The following is a 16,703-nucleotide window of genomic DNA, read 5'->3' on the forward strand; positions in this document are numbered from 1 at the left end:
TGGCAGGTTCCGAAGAACCGTCGCTCACTCAAAATACTGACAGACCGATTCTTGCGAATCGTTCTACTTCTTTGTTGTGAGCACTTGCTTAATAGTTGAGCATCCGGCGTTGCCGCCGGCGCACTTCATCAAGTGCCCACACTTATCGGTTGTTGGTTGTTAAAGAACCGGGCAATTCAGTCTGCTGCCAGCCGTCCCGGGGGACTTGCCGGCTGCTGCGAAGCGTTTTGTTCGTCAGCAGCAGAGAAAGCGATTATGCGGTGTTTGGAGCTTGTCGTCAACACCTTCGACGATTTTGTTCCAAGTTTTTTTCGGTTTCCGTGGCGCGGCTGGCTGGGATCGAACCAGCGACCCTTGGCTTCGGAGGCCAATACTCTATCCACTGAGCTACAGCCGCGTTGAGATGCCGAAACAGGCGTGCAGGATACCGCCTTTCTTGTGCGCCGTCCATGGATAGCCGGGTTTTTCGTGCCAAATCGGTGATGTTAAGTCTATAATCAAGGGTTTGGCGAGACATTGCTTTGCGGCATGCAAGGTAGCAGCGTCGGGGCGCTTCGCCGCAGATTTCGAACAAATCGTACTTGAGGAAATAATGAGCGACGCACATAACGAACATCAGTCCGTAATACGCACACCCAAGCAACTGATTGCCGCCGTCCTTGCAGGTTTTCTAATTCCTATCATTTGTATTGTGCTGCTCGTCCAGTACGTCACCAACCATAACAAGGTTGGCGCCGGGTCCGCCGGGCAAACCTCCGAAGCCATTGCGGCGCGCATCAAGCCGGTGGCGGATGATGGCTTCACCTTCCGTGACGTCAATGCGCCCAAGCAGCTGCTGGCCGGCGCCGATGTCTATAAGTCGGTGTGCGCCGCCTGTCACCAGAGCGGTGCGGCCGGCGCGCCCAAGACTGGCGACGCCGCCGGTTGGGCCGCGCGCATCAGCCAGGGTTACGAGACATTGGTGAAGCACGCCGTACAAGGCATACGTGCAATGCCCGCCAAAGGTGGCAATCCGGATCTCGACGACATCGAGGTGGCACGTGCGGTCGTCTTCATGACGAATCAGTCGGGCGCCAAGTTCAAGGAACCTGAAGCAAAGGCAGCGCCGGCCAAGACCGCGGATGCTGCGGCGCCCGCAGAACAGCCCGCGGCAGCTGCGCCGGCAGCCACGCAGGTGGCCGCCGCGCCGGCTGCCGCGGCTGCTCCGGCGGCAGCTGCACCTGCCGCTGCCCCTGCTGCATCGGCAGACGTCGGCAAGAAAATTTACGAGTCGGCTTGCGTCGCATGCCATGGCGCGGGCGTGGCAGGCGCACCGAAGTTTGGCGACAAGGCAGCCTGGGCTGACCGCATCAAGCAAGGCTCCAACGTGCTCTACGAACATGCGATCAAGGGCTTTCAGGGCAAGAATGGCATGATGCCTCCCAAGGGTGGCTCCGCCGCTTCGGACGAGGAAGTCAAGGCGGCAGTGGATTACATGGCTGCGGCTGCGAAGTAACTCTTCCGCCATCGTCCTGGCTACCAGGGCTGGAAAAACAAAACCCCATCCGGCACAGGATGGGGTTTTTTATTGGACGATGGTTGCCGGAGCCGGCTTGCCGCCTGCCTGGGCTGTGAGCTTATTCGCTGAGGCGATATCCCATTTTCTCGCGCCTGCCGGTAATAGCGCGCAGCAGTGCCAGGCCGCTGTCGAAGTCGGGAACGACGGTTACCCGGCCGCCACCCTGGCCATTGCGGCTACTGCCCCAACTGCGTGTGACACTCCATTGCCCGAACAGGTCACGGTCCAGCACCGCGCTATAGAAACGTGTGCGCCAGGTAAACAGCAGCTTGACCGGCTGATGGGCCAGCATGCGTGATCAGGCTATACCGCCATGGCGACGGCATACCCGGGCGATGTGCCTGGAACCGTCACGGCAACGGACCAGCACCCGGCGCTTCCTGGCCTGCTCGGCTTCATACAATTGGCGTTCGTTATATTGCATGGCGCGCGGATGCTTGGGCTTGGCATCGATGGCGGCCGACTGCGCGTAAGCCTGGCCAACGGAAGCGAACAGGAGAAAAGCGGCGAAACCAATGAATTTTGTCATGATGAACTGTGCCAACTAGGCAATCTGGAATGTCGGGCAAGGAAGACCCAGGTAATTACCCGAGCCTGCCAGGCTGCCACATCGAGGTTTCAGCCCGGCAAGTGCTGTATGTTAATACAGCACGGTATCCAGAACATCAATTTGTCCAGATAAGATTTGCAATTTCACCACAGCGGGAGCCTTGCCTCGACTGTTCGATGCCAGGACTTCACTTGGGTGGCAAATCGAAAACCAGGCATGTCGTGGTTGCATGCGCATAAAGCTTGCCGGCGGCGTCCACCAGGCGCGCCTCGGCCGTTGCGACCTGGCCGCCAACATGGATGGTTCGGCCTTCGGCACGCACCAGTTCCACATTCTTGGTCAGCGCGCGCAGCATGTTCACCTTCAGTTCCAGCGTGGTGTAACTCTTGCCGACCGGCATGGCGGTGTGGACGGCGCAGCCGACCGCCGAGTCGAGCAGGGTGGCGAACCAGCCGCCATGCACCGTGCCCAGCGGATTGTAGTGCCGCTCCAGCGGCCGGCCCTGAAATACCGCCCGTCCGTAGTCCACTTCGATCAGGGTGAAATCCAGGGTGTCGGTGATCGGCGGCGCCGGCAGTTCGCCGCGCGGCAGGGACTGCATGATTTCCAGCCCGGTCTTGCCGGCGATCTGTTCGCGGCTGGCAACGCCCACCCGCTGATCGCTGCGGGTGCGACCCGCACGCAGTTGTTCTTCCTGGTGTTTCCAGGCGGCCAGCACTTCATTTGATTCCATGTTCGCTCCTTGTGATGGTTTGGCTCAGACGGCCGCGGTCGCGGGCCGAAGGACTGGGGCTTCGCGGATCGGCAGATTGACCAGCGCGGCAGCCAGGGCCAGCGCGATATCGGCGTACCACATCCAGTTGTAGTTACCGTAGGTGACGAAGGACAAGCCACCCAGCCAGGCGCCGAAGAAGCCGCCGATCTGATGCGACAGCAGGGTCAGGCCGAACAGGGTAGCGAGGTAACGCACGCCGAACAGCTTGCCGACCAAGCCGGCGGTCGGCGGCACCGTGGCCAGCCAGGTGAAGCCGAGGGCGGCGGCAAACAGATAGAACGTCCAGGCGGTCTTGGGCGCGGCGAGATAGATCAGGATGATCACCGCGCGACTGCCATACATGGCCGCCAGCAGGTATTTCATCCGGAAGCGGGATGCCAGCATGCCGGCCGACAGGCTGCCTGCGATATTGAACAGCCCGATCAGGGCCAAGGCCGCGGCTGAAACGCTGGCGGGCAGGCCGCACAGTCCTACCTCGCCCGGCAGATGGGTCACCAGGAAGGCGATATGAAAACCGCAGGTGAAAAAGCCGGCATGCAGGCACAGGTAGCTGCGGTCGCGCAGGGCCAGCCGCAGCTGCGCCTTCAGGCCGCCGTCCGCGCTGGCGGCGCCAACGTCGCTTTTTGGCCGCGGCGGTGTGCGCAGCGGACGGGCCAGCGGAATGGTGAGCAGGGAACTGGCCGCCATGGCCAGCATGGCGACCACCCAGCCGGCGCTGCTGATGATGGCCTGAACGGCCGGCGCGAAGACGAACTGGCCGAAGGAGCCGCCGGCATTGATGAAGCCCGAGGCAAAGGCCCGCCGCTCGGCCGGCAGGCGTTGCGATGCGGCGCCGATCAGGATGGAAAAGCTGCCGGCGCCGGCGCCGGCGGCGCTCAAAAAGCCCATGCTCAGCAGCAGTCCGGCCTGGCTGTGCATGAAGGGCGTGGCCGCGGTGCCGGCCGCCAGCATCAGCGCGCCGATGACGATGACCCGCATCGAGCCATAACGGTCGGCCACGGCGCCGAATACCGGCTGGGCGACGCCCCACATCAGCTGGCCTACTGCCAGCGCCAGGCTGATGGAGGCAATGCCCAGCCCGGTCGCGGTGTTGAGCGGCGACAGGAACAGGCCCATGGTCTGGCGCGCGCCCATGGTCAGCATCAGGATGGCGGCGGCGGCCAGCATCAGCATCCAGGCGCTGCGCGAGGCGGCGGCGGGGGTTTCGTTGGAAGCAATGGCGCTCATGGCGGATTTCCCGGAGTGGAGGGGCAGGGGATCAGGCGACAGTGGCACCGTCTGGCAGCACCACGGCTGCGCGCACGATATCCAGGATTTCAGCCGACATGGCGCTGCGTCCGAAGGCGCGCGCCAGCACGATGGCGCCGACCAGTTGGGCCATCAGCGCCAGCGCCCGCTTGCGGCGCACCGACGGGTCGGCGCCGGGCAGAAAGCCGGACAGCACGCCGATCAGGCTTTCGAGCTCGGCGGCGAAGGCATGGCGTACCGGGTCGGGCTGGCGCGCCACCTCCGGGCCCAGCGCGGCAATGGCGCAGCCGATGCCGGGACGGTCGCGGTGCTGTTGCGAAAGGTAAGCGTCGACGATGCGCTCGAGGCCAGCCGTGCCGCTGCTCTCCAGCGTGGCGCGCCAGCGGTTGGCGGTCTGCAGCAGCGCATGGGTGGCCGCTTCCGCCGCCAGCGCTTCCTTCGAGGAGAAGTGGCCATAGAAGCCGCCGTGGGTCAGCCCGGCTTCCTGCATGATTTCGGCAACGCTGACGCTGTCGAAGCCGCGCTCGCGGAACAGGCGCGAGGCGATGTCGAGCAGCCGTTCGCGGTTGGCTACCATCTGTTGACGCGACACCTTCATCCGACACCTCTTTTTTACATGACGATTATCATAATAAACCCGAACAGGCGATGACTGCCAGTTTTTTTGCGCAGGGACATTGGCTGGCCGCTGTGCTGGCCCATAGTGAGGGAACCAGCCCAGGGCACTGGCGTCTACCAGTCCTTGGGAAACACCCGATCCGCCCATCGTATCCCCGCCGGCGAACCAACATGGACGGAAGTAGCCAGGTATGAACAGAACTGAAGAGACAGAAATATTGCGGGAAGCGCTTGCCGCATCGGTCGGCGACATAGCGCGGCTGCCCCTGGCCGAGCGCCTGCAATGGCTCGCTGCCGTCCAGGCCAGCCTGACCGCGGCCGAAGACGCAAGCCATGCGCTGGATATCGCGCGCGATGCCGCCTGGCGGCTCGGCCAGGCGCACGGCATCACGGTCGCGCAGCGCGACCACGGCTCATGCCGCCTGCTGCCGACCGCGGGCGGCGATCTGCCTTGCCCGGCGCTGGATGCGATCTGCGCCGAGGCCGCGCAGCATGGCCGCTGCGTGATGATCAATAACCCCGATAGCGCGGCGCCGCGTTTGCCGGACCCGCTGCGCAGCCTGTTGCTGGTGCCGGCCGGCCGCTCGGGTTCACGCACCATCGGCGTATGCTGGTACCGGCCCTGCCCGGTGGACGAAGACAACCGGGTGCTGCTTGAAATGCTGTGCCGCACGACGGCCGCGGCGCTGGATCAGCTCGACATTGAAACCCGCAGCCGCATGAACGACCAGCGCTTCCGGGTGCTGGTGGAAGGCGTGGCGCAGGCGATCTGGGAAGCGGCGCCGGACGGCGCGGTGGCGATCGATTCGCCGACATGGCGTGCCTGGACCGGGCAGAGCGTGGAAGAGATGCTGGGCCATGGCTGGATGGACGCGATCCATCCGGAAGACCGGCGCGAGTTCGATGCCAGATGGCAGGACATCCGCCAGAAGCGCTCGCCGGCCGACCTGGCGTTCCGGCTGCGCCGCGCCGATGGCAGCTGGAGCTGGACCGACATGCGCACGGCGCCGCTGTTCAATGACGATGGCAGCGTGCAGAAATGGGCCTGCATGAACATGGACATCACCGACCGCAAATGCGCGGAGGAAGTCCTGCATCGCAGCGAAACCCGCTTCCGCGCGCTGGCCGAAGCGTCGCCGGCGCTGATCTGGCAGCTCGACCCGGCCGGCAATGTGGTCTATCTCAATCCCCGCTATACCGAACTGAGCGGCCGCCCCAAGAATACGCTGATGCATGCCGGCTGGCGCAGCCTGCTGCATCCCGAGGATGCGCCAGCCTACCTGAACGCCCTGTCGGATGCCCGCAGACTGCGCCAGCGTTTCCAGTGCCGCACGCGGGTGCGCAGCCGCGACGGCACCTGGTGCTGGCTGGAGTCCTATGGCATGCCGTTCTTCACCGGCGATGGCGGCTATGCCGGCCATGTCTGCATGTCGATCGACATCTCCGACGCGGTGGCGGCCGAAAAGGCGCTGCGCGACGCCGACCGGCGCAAGGATGAATTCCTGGCGACCCTGGCGCATGAACTGCGCAATCCGCTGGCGCCGCTGTGCAGCGCCATGCCCATGATGGGCCGGCCCAATGGCGCCCGGCTGTCCGACCGGCTGCAGCAGATGATGTCGCGCCAGCTCGATTACATCGTCCGGCTGGTGGACGACCTGATGGACATCTCGCGCATCACCCGCGGCCGCATCGCGCTGCGCCGCGCGCCGACGGCGCTGGCCGAGGTGCTGCAGGGCGCGGTGGAAACCAGCATGCCGCTGGTGGAGAGCGCGCGCCACCGCCTCAATCGCACGCCGGTCGAGGCCGATATCATGCTGGACGCGGATGCGGTCCGGCTGACCCAGGTCTTCGCCAACCTGCTCAATAATGCCGCCCGCTATACTAGCCCGGGCGGCCAGATCTGGCTCCATGCTTATGAGGAGGAAAACATGGCCATCGTTTCGGTGCGCGACAACGGCATCGGCATTTCACCGCAGATGCTGCCGCGGGTATTCGACATCTTTTCGCAGGAGAGAGAGGCGGCCAGCCAGCGCCAGGGCGGCCTGGGCATTGGCCTCACGCTGGTGGCCAACCTGGTCCGCATGCATGGCGGCAGCGTCGAAGCCCGCAGCGCCGGCCTCGGGCTGGGCAGCGAATTCATCGTGCGGCTGCCGCTGATGCCGAAGATGGCGCAGGCCGAAGAGCAGGGCGCCTCGGGCGGCGGCGCGACCGAGGACAGCGCCCAGCGGGTACTGGTGGTGGACGACAATCGCGATGCCGCCGAAACCCTGTCGATGCTGCTGGAATTCATGGGCAGCAAGGCCGTCAAGGTGGCCCACGACGGTCCGTCCGCGCTGGCCACGATGGAGAACTTCAAGCCGGATGTGGTCCTGCTCGATATCGGCATGCCGGGAATGGATGGCAATGAAGTGGCGCGCCGCATCCGCGAGCAGCCACGCTTTGCCGCCACCCGGCTGGTGGCCTTGACCGGCTGGGGCCAGGAAGAGGACCGGAAGCGCACCCAGGAAAGCGGCTTCGACCATCATCTGACCAAGCCGGTGGATATCGCGGCGCTGCAGTCGCTGCTGTCGCAGCTTTAAGTACCCGTCCAAGAGAAACAGCGCGGGCGCGTTTCCGGCCTGACTGGCATCCGCCGGCCAAGTCGGATTGCCGTTGAAAGGACCGCACCCACCGGGAATTTGGTAGGGTGCAGTACCCGAAGGGCATTGAACCGTGTGGCGGTGGAACGGCAGGGCTATATCACGCCGCACCGTGACCGACGGCCTGGTGCAATGCCCCTCCGGGGTATGGCACCCTACGTCACCAAGAGCGTGGCAGGCGGGCACTGGAGCACTTCCCGGCGCTACATTGCGCCATATGCGGCGCCGCCGGCATCGTCCTGCACCGACCGTTTGAACAGGCCCTGCCAGCGTGAATGGCCGGCGCGATTTTCCAGCAGCAGCCTTTCGAATTCCGCCGGCACCATGGCCCTGGCAAACAGGAAGCCCTGGCCATAGTCGCAGCCGGCCGCCACCAGCAGCGCGAGCTGTTCGGGCGTCTCGATGCCTTCGGCAATGACCTTCAGGCCCAGCTTGTGCGCCATCACGATGATGGATTCGGCGATGGTGCGGCTGCCGGCATCGGTGGTGATCTCGCTGACGAAGGACTGGTCTATCTTCAGGTAGTCGATGTCGAATTTCTTCAGGTACGCCATCGAGGAATAGCCGGTGCCGAAATCGTCGATGGCGACCTGGATGCCGGCATCGCGGTATTCCAGCAGCTTGTTGGTGACGGAGGAAGAGGCGTGCAGCAGCATGCCCTCGGTGATTTCAATCGAAATGCTGCTGCCGGGCACATTGGTGCGCTCCAGGTACTGCAGCCAGTCGGCGTCGTCGTTATGCGCCAGGAACTGGATCGGCGACTTGTTGACGCCGATCTGGAAGCGTTCGCCGATGCGTTCGCTCCATTGCCTGGAGCAGGAAGCGGCCTGCTTGAATACCCAGTTGCCGATCTGGTTGATGAGGCCGGTCTCCTCGGCCAGCGGAATGAAGCTGCTCGGCTCGACCAGGCCGAAGCGCGGATGCTGCCAGCGCAGCAGGGCCTCGGCCTTGAAGATGCTGCCGCTGCCCAGGTCCAGCACCGGCTGATAATGCACTTCGAGCTGCCCGGCCGGCAGGGCGCTGCGCAGTTCGCTGGCCAAGCGCAGGCGCAGGTGCGCCTTTTCATCCATCGCATAGGTGAAGTAGCTGAACTGGTTCTTGCCGGCGTTCTTGGCGGCGTACATTGCCTGGTCGGCCTTGCGGATCAGCTCTTCCGAGGTAATCGCATCGTTCGGATAGAGGGTCACGCCGATGCTGCCCGACATGTAGGCCACCTCCTTGCCGATGTGGAAAGGGCTTTCCAGCGTCTCCAGGATCTTCTGGCAGACATGCTCGACCCGGGCCGGACTGTCGAGCGCGGTCAGGATCACGGTGAATTCATCGCCGCCCAGCCGGGCCACCGTGTCGGCGTCGCGCACGCAGCCCTTGATGCGGTTGGCCGCCTGGGCCAGCAGCGTGTCGCCGGCGTCGTGGCCGAGCAGGTCGTTGACCTGCTTGAAGCGGTCGAGATCGATGAACAGCAGCGCTATCTGCTTGCCGCTGCGGGCGGCCTTGCGCACTTCCTGGTCCAGCCGGTCGCGGAACAGCCGGCGGTTGGGCAGGCCGGTCAGCGCGTCGAAGTTGGCATGGTGCCAGATCTTTTCATCGGCTTCCTTCCTGGCCGAGATGTCTTGCATGGTGCCGGTCATCAGCAAAGGCCGGCCGTCGCTGTCGCGCGCCACGATGATGCCGCGCGACAGCATCCAAAGCCAGGAACCGTTCGGGCGCTGCACCCGGAAGTCGCAGGCATAGGCGCTCTCGCGGCCTTCGATGTAGGCGCGCAGGGCCATCCAGATGCGCGGCAGGTCGTCCGGGTGGATGCGCTTGCGCAGCGCTTCCTTGATATCCCCGGCGCCGTTGCCGTCTGCGCCGAGGTTGAGCATGCGCTTGAGATGGTCGGAGAAGGTATAGACATCGCGCCGGATGTCCCAGTCCCAGATGCCTTCGCCCGATCCCTCGATGGCCAGCTTCAGCCGCTCGTTGCTGATGCGCAGCGCGTCCCGTATGCCCTGCTGCTCGGTGACGTCGCGCAGCAGAACCTGGACAGCGGCCTGGTTTTCCCAGGTGATGAAGCCGGCCGACACCTGCACATGCACTTCGGCGCCATCGATGCGGCGCCAGCGCTGCTCCATCAGCGGCAGACGGGTATGTCCGTCCTGCAAGGCACGCGCGATGCGCTCGCTCACGCTGCCGTGAAACTCGGGTGAGATGAAGGCGTAGGGCGAATGCCCGACGATATCGTTGACGCTGTCGCCACCCAGCAGGGCCACCGCCGACTGGTTGGCATAGACGATGCGGTCGGCGACATTGACCAGCATCGCATCCGGACTGAGTTCGGTGAGCATGCGGTAGCGTTCCTCGCTGGCACGCAGGGCCGCTTCGCCCGCCTTGCGCTCGGTGACATCGAGCGACACGCCATGAACGCGGGCGCTGCGGCCTGAACTGTCCTTGACCACGCCGCCGCGGGTGTACATCCAGCGCAGCTCGCCGCTGCCATGGCGGCGGATGCGCAGTTCGATATCGAGCTGCGCATCGGCCAGCGCCGCCGCCTCCAGTTTCGAGATCAGCATGGCCAGGTCTTCCGGCTCCACCATGCTGCTCCATTGCGCGCTGCTCAGCACCATCTGTTCGGCCGGGTAACCGAGCAGCACCGCCATGCGCGGCGACACCGTGCAGTTGCCGCTGGCAAGGTCGATTTCCCATTTGCCGATGGCGCCGGCCTCGGCGGCGAAACGATGGAATTCCTCGCTTTCGCGCAGCGCCGCTTCGGCCTGCCTGCGCTGGCTCAAATCGACCGTGACCGCCAGCAGCGAGCGCGGGCGGCCCTGGTCATCGTCGAGCCGGGTCAGCGCGCTGTTGCAGAAGATGACGCTGCCGTCGCGGCGCAGATAGCGCTTGTCCAGCGCAACCTGCTCGGCCTGTCCGCCGCCGGCCAGCAGGCGCTGCACTGCTTCCATGCTGGGCGGCACGTCATCGGGATGGGTGACATCGGCGATGCTGGCCGCCAGCAGCTCCTGGCGCGAGCGGCCCAGCATCTGGCAGATGGTGTCGTTGACGCGCAGGAAGCGGCCGTCCAGCGACAATTCCGACAGGCCGGCGGCGGCGCGCGAAAAGATCGCAGACAGCCGCGCCTCGCTGTCGCGCAGGGCCTGCTCGGCCTGGCGCCGGGCGCGCGTCTTTTCCGTCACATCCACGCCATAGCCCAGGAGCCAGGTATTGCGGCCATCGGCGTCCACCAGCGGCGAATAGACCAGGTCGAGATAGGTTTCCTCGGGTGCGGCGCCGGGCCCGGACGCCAGCATGACGGCCATTTCGCGGCCCACGAAGGGCTCGCCGCTGGCGCGCACCTGGGCCAGTATCGACTGGTAGCGCGCCGAGCTCAGTTCCGGCACGGTATCGAACAGCGGCCGGCCGATCAGGTCGCGATTGCCGACCATTCTGGTATAGGCCTCGTTGGCGAATTCCACCACGTAGGCCGGTCCGCGCAGCACGTGCACGAAGGAAGGGGAACGGCGGAACACTTCCTCCAGCAACTGCAGGCGGTCGGCATGCAGCACCGCGCTGCGCCGGGCGCGTTCGGCCTGCATCGCACCGCCCTGGTCGGACTGGCCGGTGTCCTGCAGCAGGATCAGCATGCCGCCCAGGCCGCCATGCTCGGCCGGCACCGGGGTGCAGGTCATGCTGAACATGCCGGGCTCCTCGCTGTCGCCATTGAAGATGGGCAGCGACTGCTGGTGGAAGGTACGGGACTGGCTGCGGCCGGTCAGGGTGTCGTGGACGGAGCCGGCCAGTTTCCAGCGCTGCGGCCAATGGCTGTGGAACGGCTGGCCCAGCATGTCCGGCGCGGCGCGGCCGAGCAGGGTGCCGGCCCAGTCATGGTCACGTATGCGCTCCCCCATGTCGCCGCCATCGGACGGCCAGATCGCATGATTGGTGTTATCAGTCTGCTTCATTTCATGGCGTACTTGTCTCGCTCGCCTGACGGCTGTGCAGGCGGGCGTGCGGCAGAACTTATCGCGACGCGTCATGCACTCGTACGCTCCCGAAAGCAATACACGGCTTTCCGTAGGAGGATACCGAAAAGCACATTGCTCTACAGTCGGTCTGGACTTCTACTTTTGGTAAAAGTTCAACGACTTCCTTTGATCATTTGTTCGCAGGAAGCGCACATTTATTCATGACAGCGTGGCTGTGCATGGCAAGGCGCTGCTGTCGCGGAACAGGCTCAGGAGGCCGCGGCGACCAGGCGCGCCAGCAGTGCGTCCAGCGCCGGATGGCGCGGCAGGCGGATGCCGAATGCGTCAGTCAGCAAGCGCCGCAGGGCTTCGGGCTGTTCGATCATGCTGACCGTGCTGCCGCCCGCTTCATGCACGGTGTAGCGATTGTCGAGCAGCGAATGGCGGCGGCCCGGCTCGGCCCGCGCCGCCATCAGCCTGCTGACGAAAGGCGACTGCGGATAGTGGGCGAGGTACCAGCTGGCCATCGCGAAATCGGGCGGCAGCTGGGCGCGCAGGTCGAAGGCGTACAGCGCGCGCCAGCCCTCGGGCAGTTCGGCCTCGAGCTGATAGCCGTCGTCAAGCGGCGCCAGGCGAAAGCGGCCGTGCGGCGTGTGCTGCGGCAGATGCGGCGCCAGCTGCAGCGGGGCCGAGAGCGTCATGCCGCCGAAGCCGGCATCGGCGATCCAGGGCTCGCCGTCGAGTTCGACATGGAGCAGCATGTGGGTGCGCGGATTGACCACGCCCGGCGGCACGTTCCACGCCACCCGCGCCGCCAGCGGGCGCACGGTGAAGCCGAGTCCGGACAGCGCATGCTGCAGCAGGGTATTGTGCTCGAAGCACCAGCCGCCGCGGCCCTCGGCAAGCAGCTTCTGCCGCAGCGCCGGCAAGTCCAGCGCCACTTCCATGCCGAGCAGCGGCGCCAGGTTTTCGAAGGGAATGGCGTCGACATGCAGCGCGTGGATGGCACGCAGCGTCGGAAGGTCGGGGCCGGGCCGCGGGCCGCGATAGCCGATGCGGCGCAGGTAGGCGTCGAGTCCGGGGCTTGCATGTGGCATGGGCCGTCTCCTTTGATAGCCGGCGATGTGAGGGCCGGTTGGCCTGCGCCGGATACATGCGGTCATTCTCCAGAATTGAGCCTGGCAGGCCTTGGAAATTGCCGGGGTGGTATGGCATGCTCTCCACCCTTTCCAAAAAGAATATCCGCCATGACAACCTCCATGAAGCTCCGCATCCTTCCCCTCATTGTATCGGCCGCCTTTTGCACGGCCGCTTTCGCCGCGCAGGCACAGCCGCTCGAACCGGTGCTGGCGCAGGCCAGGCAGCACAAGGCGCCGCTGCTCGAGACCCTGAAGGAACTGTGCAATATCGAATCCGGCAGCCGCGACCTGGAAGGCCTGGACAAGGTCGCCAACCTGATCGCCGGCCGCCTCAAGGCGCTGGGCGGCGAGGTGCAGCTGGTCGACGTCAGCAACGATATCTACCGCATGCAGGACACGCCGGAAAAGGTGGGACGCGTGGTGCGCGCCACCTTCAAGGGCCGCGGCACGAAGAACATCATGATGCTGGCGCACATGGACACGGTGTACCTGAAGGGCATGCTGGAGAAGCAGCCGTTCCGCATCGAGGGCGACAAGGCGTACGGCCTGGCGATCGCCGACGACAAGCAGGGCATCGCCACCATCATCCACACGGTTGCCATGCTGAAGGAACTGAAGTTCGACGACTACGGCACCCTGACGGTCCTGATCAATGCCGACGAGGAGATCAGCTCGCCGGGCTCGCGCAAGCTGATCGCCAGGCTGGGCGCGGAGCATGACGTGACGATGTCCTTCGAGTCCTCGCGCAGCAACTCCGACAAGCTGTCGCTTGCCACCGCCGGCATCGGCTCGGTCACGCTCGACGTGCAGGGACGCGCCTCGCATGCCGGCTCGGCGCCGGAGAAGGGCGTCAACGCGCTGTATGAAATGGCGCACCAGGTCACGCAGATGAGCAAGCTTTCCAACACCGACACCGGCGTGAAGATGAACTGGACGCTGGCCAAGGCCGGCAGCAACCGCAACGTGATCCCGGACCAGGCGGAGGCGCAGGCCGACGTGCGCGTGCTGCGCGCGGCCGACTATGACGGCATCGAGCGCCAGGTGCAGGAGCGCAGCGCGCAGAAGCTGCTGCCCGACTCCAAGGTCACGGCCGTCTTCGAACGCCGCCGTCCGCCGCTGGAGGCATCGGCCGCGTCCAAGGCGCTGGCGTCCCATGCGCAGGCGGTCTACCGCGAGATCGGCCGCGAGCTGGTGGTCGACCCGGTGGCCGAAGGCGGCGGCACCGATGCCGCTTTCGCCGCGCAGGGCAACAGCAAGGCAGTGGTGGAGCGCTTCGGCCTGCAGGGCTTCGGCGCGCATACCAAGGATGCCGAATACATCCTGGTCGACAGCATCGAGCCGCGCCTGTACCTGGCTGCGCGCATGGTGATGGACGTGGCGTCCGGCAAGGTGAAGTAAGCCCGCGCCGCGGCGGCGCGCAGTGCAAGCCCAGGAGGCTGCGCGGCAGAAGGTTCGGCGACGTTTCGCATCAAAGCCTTCTGCCGCGCAGCCTCCTGGCGGCCGCTGTCACGCTGCCGATACAATGCGGTGATCCAATCGGTCATGGGAATGCTTCTTGCATCGGCATGAAGCGTTTTCCTGCCTCACCTGACACCGGAGCACAGCATGCTGACACCGCAATTCATTGCCACTACCCGCTTCGACGATCCGGCCGCCGCGCTCGAACAGGTGCGCGTCATCTACGACAACGGCATACGCCACCTGCGCCATCACCTGCAGGACTTCATCCGCGGCGACAATCTCTCCACCGCGGTGCGCGCCTGCTATCCCTTCGTGCGCATCCATACCGATACCCGCATGCCGACCGACTCGCGGCTGTCTTATGGCTTCGTGGCCGGACCCGGCACCTATGAGACCACGCTGACACGGCCGGACCTGTTCGGCAACTATTACCGGGAGCAGTTCAGGCTGCTGCTGAAGAACCATGGCGCCCAGAACGTGCAGATCGAGGTCGGCACCAGCGCCCAGCCCATCCCGGTGCATTTTTCCTTTGCCGAGCACGACCATGTGGAAGCCGACATGCCGGCCGACCGGCTGCAGCGCATGCGCGACCTGTTCGACCTGCCGGACCTGGCGACGATGGACGACGGCATCGCCAACGGCACCGACGACATACCGCCCGGCCGGCCGCAGCCGCTGTCGCTGTTTACCGCGCCGCGGGTGGACTATTCGCTGCAGCGGCTGCGCCATTACACCGGCACCGCGCCCGAGCATTTCCAGAACTTCGTGCTGTTTACCAACTACCAGTTCTACATCGATGAATTCATCAAGCTCGGCCAGGAGATCATGTGCAGCCCGATGAAGGGGCCGGATGACTACATCGCCTTCGTCGAGCCGGGCAACCTGGTCACCCGCCGCGCCGGCCAGCCGGCCGGCCCGAACGACGAGCGCGGCATGGCGCCGCCGCGGCTGCCGCAGATGCCGGGCTACCACCTGGTGCGGGCCGACGGCAGCGGCATCACCATGGTCAACATCGGCGTCGGCCCGGCCAATGCCAAGACCATTACCGACCATATCGCGGTGCTGCGGCCGCATGCCTGGCTGATGCTGGGCCACTGCGCCGGCCTGCGCAACACCCAGCAGCTGGGCGACTATGTGCTGGCCCATGGCTATGTGCGGGAAGACCATGTGCTGGATGAAGACCTGCCGCTGTGGGTGCCGATTCCGCCGCTGGCCGAGATCCAGCTGGCGCTGGAGCAGGCGGTGGCCGACGTGACCTGCCTGACCGGCTACGAGCTCAAGCGCATCATGCGCACCGGCACCGTGGCCAGCACCGACAACCGCAACTGGGAACTGCTGCCGCAGCGCACGCCGGAACGCCGCTTCAGCCAGAGCAGGGCAGTGGCGCTGGACATGGAAAGCGCCACCATCGCCGCCAATGGCTTCCGCTTCCGGGTACCCTACGGCACGCTGCTGTGCGTGTCCGACAAGCCGCTGCACGGCGAGATCAAGCTGCCCGGCATGGCCAATGTGTTCTACCGGCAGCGGGTGGACCAGCACCTGCGCATCGGCATACGGGCAGTGGAGCTGCTCAGGGAAAGGCGGGTGGACAGCCTGCACAGCAGGAAGCTGCGCAGCTTCGCGGAAGTGGCGTTTCAGTAAGGGCAGAAGGCGCAGGGCGGAATACCCGAAGGGCATTCCGCCGGGAGCGACCGCAGTACCAGCAACGACCGGGTATTGCCACGGCCGGCGCTTCGGTGGAATGCCCCTGCGGGGTATTCCACCCTACTGGATTCGCAAAGCGGCGTTTCAGTACGTAATACGTAGGGCGGAATACCCGAAGGGCATTCCGCCGGGAGCGGCCGCAGTACCAGCAACGACCGGGTATTGCCACGGCCGGCGCTTCGGTGGAATGCCCCTGCGGGGTATTCCACCCTACTGGATTCGCAAAGCGGCGTTTCAGTAGGGGCAGGCGGCCTTGCCGGCCGGCCCGGTCAGCGGGCGCTTTTCCTGCGGCGCCGTTTTGGCGCCGGCTTGCCGGTCAGCGCGCTGGTCCAGGCGTCAGTCACCTGGCGGGCGCTCTTGCTGACCGCGGTCGATGCCTGCCGCTTCGCCTCGGCGGTGGCACGGCCACGGGCCGCGCCGGCGACGGCGTTGGCGCCGGAGAGCCACATGCTCATGAAGGGGTTTTTCTTGCCCCAGGGATTCTTCATCGCGCCACCCCGATCAGATCGTATGACGCTCAGAAAGGCCAGGACACGCTTGGTTCCCGGCTATTTGTTGCGCTGCGACAGATGGTCAGAACTCTTCCCAGTCGCCCGCCGGCGATGCGCAAGGGCGCGGCGTGGCTGGCAGGGTAGCTGGCGCTGCAACGCGTGCCGGCGCGATGGCGGCCGACGTTGCCGACGTTGCCTGCCTGGCCGGCTGCACGGCCGGGCTGCCCTGGTCGAGCCGGAAAGCGCTGACCACGCCCACCAGCGCCGACGCCTGCTCCTGCAGCGAACCGGCCGCTGCCGCCGCTTGCTCGACCAGCGCCGCATTCTGCTGCGTCACCTGGTCCATCTGCGCAATGGCCTGGTTCACCTGCTCGATGCCGGCGCTCTGCTCGCTGCTGGCCGCGGTGATCTCGGCCATGATGTCGGTCACCCGCTGCACGCTGGCCACCACTTCCCGGATCGTGCTGCCGGCCTGCGCCACCAGCTTGCCGCCGGCCTCGACCTTCTCCACCGAGTCGCCGATCAGGCCCTTGATCTCGCGCGCCGCCGCCGCGCTCTTCTGCGCCAGGCTGCGCACTTCGGTGG

At 65.5% G+C, this 16,703-nt stretch carries 13 protein-coding genes and 1 tRNA gene; 4 read left to right on the forward strand and 10 right to left on the reverse strand.

Going from position 1 to position 16,703, the window contains the following annotated elements; translation table 11 throughout:
• Positions 1-321 precede the first annotated feature (321 nt).
• A tRNA-Arg gene (locus tag IGW04_RS24155) sits at positions 322-397 on the reverse strand.
• A 195-nt stretch (positions 398-592) separates the two neighbouring features.
• On the opposite strand from IGW04_RS24155, the gene IGW04_RS24160 reads away from it, so the two are divergent.
• Positions 593-1,495 (forward strand): c-type cytochrome, encoded by a 903-nt coding sequence (locus IGW04_RS24160; protein ID WP_194715669.1) that lies wholly within the window; start codon positions 593-595, stop codon positions 1,493-1,495.
• 121 nt (positions 1,496-1,616) lie between these two features.
• Here the strand turns inward: IGW04_RS24160 and IGW04_RS24165 are convergent, their stop codons facing one another.
• The 5 genes from IGW04_RS24165 to IGW04_RS24185 all read right to left on the reverse strand — a co-directional run bounded on the left by IGW04_RS24165 (position 1,617) and on the right by IGW04_RS24185 (position 4,708).
• Positions 1,617-1,850 carry a WGR domain-containing protein gene (locus IGW04_RS24165; RefSeq protein WP_194715659.1) on the reverse strand — a complete coding sequence of 78 codons (234 nt, stop codon included), beginning with the start codon at positions 1,848-1,850 and terminating at the stop codon, positions 1,617-1,619.
• A gap of 6 nt (positions 1,851-1,856) precedes the next feature.
• Positions 1,857-2,087: a hypothetical protein gene (locus IGW04_RS24170; protein WP_194715660.1), complete on the reverse strand. Its 231-nt coding sequence runs from the start codon at positions 2,085-2,087 to the stop codon at positions 1,857-1,859.
• A 208-nt stretch (positions 2,088-2,295) separates the two neighbouring features.
• Positions 2,296-2,841, reverse strand: coding sequence for a PaaI family thioesterase (locus IGW04_RS24175; RefSeq protein WP_194715661.1), 546 nt, complete (start codon positions 2,839-2,841; stop codon positions 2,296-2,298).
• 24 nt (positions 2,842-2,865) lie between these two features.
• A complete protein-coding gene (locus IGW04_RS24180; protein ID WP_228527363.1) occupies positions 2,866-4,110 on the reverse strand; it encodes an MFS transporter in 1,245 nt (414 codons plus the stop codon).
• Between the two features lie 31 nt (positions 4,111-4,141).
• Positions 4,142-4,708: a TetR/AcrR family transcriptional regulator gene (locus IGW04_RS24185; protein WP_228527364.1), complete on the reverse strand. Its 567-nt coding sequence runs from the start codon at positions 4,706-4,708 to the stop codon at positions 4,142-4,144.
• 232 nt (positions 4,709-4,940) lie between these two features.
• On the opposite strand from IGW04_RS24185, the gene IGW04_RS24190 reads away from it, so the two are divergent.
• Positions 4,941-7,328: a hybrid sensor histidine kinase/response regulator gene (locus tag IGW04_RS24190; RefSeq protein WP_194715663.1), complete on the forward strand. Its 2,388-nt coding sequence runs from the start codon at positions 4,941-4,943 to the stop codon at positions 7,326-7,328.
• Between the two features lie 263 nt (positions 7,329-7,591).
• Here the strand turns inward: IGW04_RS24190 and IGW04_RS24195 are convergent, their stop codons facing one another.
• Positions 7,592-11,320 (reverse strand): bifunctional diguanylate cyclase/phosphodiesterase, encoded by a 3,729-nt coding sequence (locus IGW04_RS24195; protein ID WP_194715664.1) that lies wholly within the window; start codon positions 11,318-11,320, stop codon positions 7,592-7,594.
• 272 nt (positions 11,321-11,592) lie between these two features.
• Positions 11,593-12,420 carry an arylamine N-acetyltransferase family protein gene (locus tag IGW04_RS24200; RefSeq protein ID WP_194715665.1) on the reverse strand — a complete coding sequence of 276 codons (828 nt, stop codon included), beginning with the start codon at positions 12,418-12,420 and terminating at the stop codon, positions 11,593-11,595.
• Positions 12,421-12,582: 162 nt separating this feature from the next.
• Here IGW04_RS24200 and IGW04_RS24205 point away from each other — a divergent pair, with 162 nt between their 5' ends.
• A complete protein-coding gene (locus tag IGW04_RS24205; protein WP_194715666.1) occupies positions 12,583-13,860 on the forward strand; it encodes a glutamate carboxypeptidase in 1,278 nt (425 codons plus the stop codon).
• A gap of 207 nt (positions 13,861-14,067) precedes the next feature.
• Positions 14,068-15,564, forward strand: a complete 1,497-nt coding sequence (locus IGW04_RS24210; protein WP_194715667.1) for an AMP nucleosidase — start codon at positions 14,068-14,070, stop codon at positions 15,562-15,564.
• A gap of 332 nt (positions 15,565-15,896) precedes the next feature.
• On the opposite strand, the gene IGW04_RS24215 is transcribed toward IGW04_RS24210, so the two are convergent.
• Entirely contained in the window at positions 15,897-16,115 is a 219-nt protein-coding gene (locus tag IGW04_RS24215) for a hypothetical protein (RefSeq protein ID WP_194715668.1), read from the reverse strand.
• 85 nt (positions 16,116-16,200) lie between these two features.
• A partial coding sequence (locus IGW04_RS24220; RefSeq protein ID WP_228527365.1) for a methyl-accepting chemotaxis protein occupies positions 16,201-16,703 on the reverse strand: 503 nt, incomplete at its 5' end.

It is taken from the genome of Noviherbaspirillum soli, from assembly GCF_015352955.1.
GTDB lineage: Bacteria > Pseudomonadota > Gammaproteobacteria > Burkholderiales > Burkholderiaceae_D > Noviherbaspirillum_A > Noviherbaspirillum_A soli.

What these genes read in the sequence shown, in the direction of transcription:
- IGW04_RS24160 (WP_194715669.1), top strand. Translation starts at nt 593, where the DNA reads ATGAGCGACGCACATAACGAACATCAGTCCGTAATACGCACACCCAAG.
- IGW04_RS24165 (WP_194715659.1), bottom strand. Translation starts at nt 1,850, where the DNA reads ATGCTGGCCCATCAGCCGGTCAAGCTGCTGTTTACCTGGCGCACACGT.
- IGW04_RS24170 (WP_194715660.1), bottom strand. Translation starts at nt 2,087, where the DNA reads ATGACAAAATTCATTGGTTTCGCCGCTTTTCTCCTGTTCGCTTCCGTT.
- IGW04_RS24175 (WP_194715661.1), bottom strand. Translation starts at nt 2,841, where the DNA reads ATGGAATCAAATGAAGTGCTGGCCGCCTGGAAACACCAGGAAGAACAA.
- IGW04_RS24180 (WP_228527363.1), bottom strand. Translation starts at nt 4,110, where the DNA reads ATGAGCGCCATTGCTTCCAACGAAACCCCCGCCGCCGCCTCGCGCAGC.
- IGW04_RS24185 (WP_228527364.1), bottom strand. Translation starts at nt 4,708, where the DNA reads ATGGTAGCCAACCGCGAACGGCTGCTCGACATCGCCTCGCGCCTGTTC.
- IGW04_RS24190 (WP_194715663.1), top strand. Translation starts at nt 4,941, where the DNA reads ATGAACAGAACTGAAGAGACAGAAATATTGCGGGAAGCGCTTGCCGCA.
- IGW04_RS24195 (WP_194715664.1), bottom strand. Translation starts at nt 11,320, where the DNA reads ATGAAGCAGACTGATAACACCAATCATGCGATCTGGCCGTCCGATGGC.
- IGW04_RS24200 (WP_194715665.1), bottom strand. Translation starts at nt 12,420, where the DNA reads ATGCCACATGCAAGCCCCGGACTCGACGCCTACCTGCGCCGCATCGGC.
- IGW04_RS24205 (WP_194715666.1), top strand. Translation starts at nt 12,583, where the DNA reads ATGAAGCTCCGCATCCTTCCCCTCATTGTATCGGCCGCCTTTTGCACG.
- IGW04_RS24210 (WP_194715667.1), top strand. Translation starts at nt 14,068, where the DNA reads ATGCTGACACCGCAATTCATTGCCACTACCCGCTTCGACGATCCGGCC.
- IGW04_RS24215 (WP_194715668.1), bottom strand. Translation starts at nt 16,115, where the DNA reads ATGAAGAATCCCTGGGGCAAGAAAAACCCCTTCATGAGCATGTGGCTC.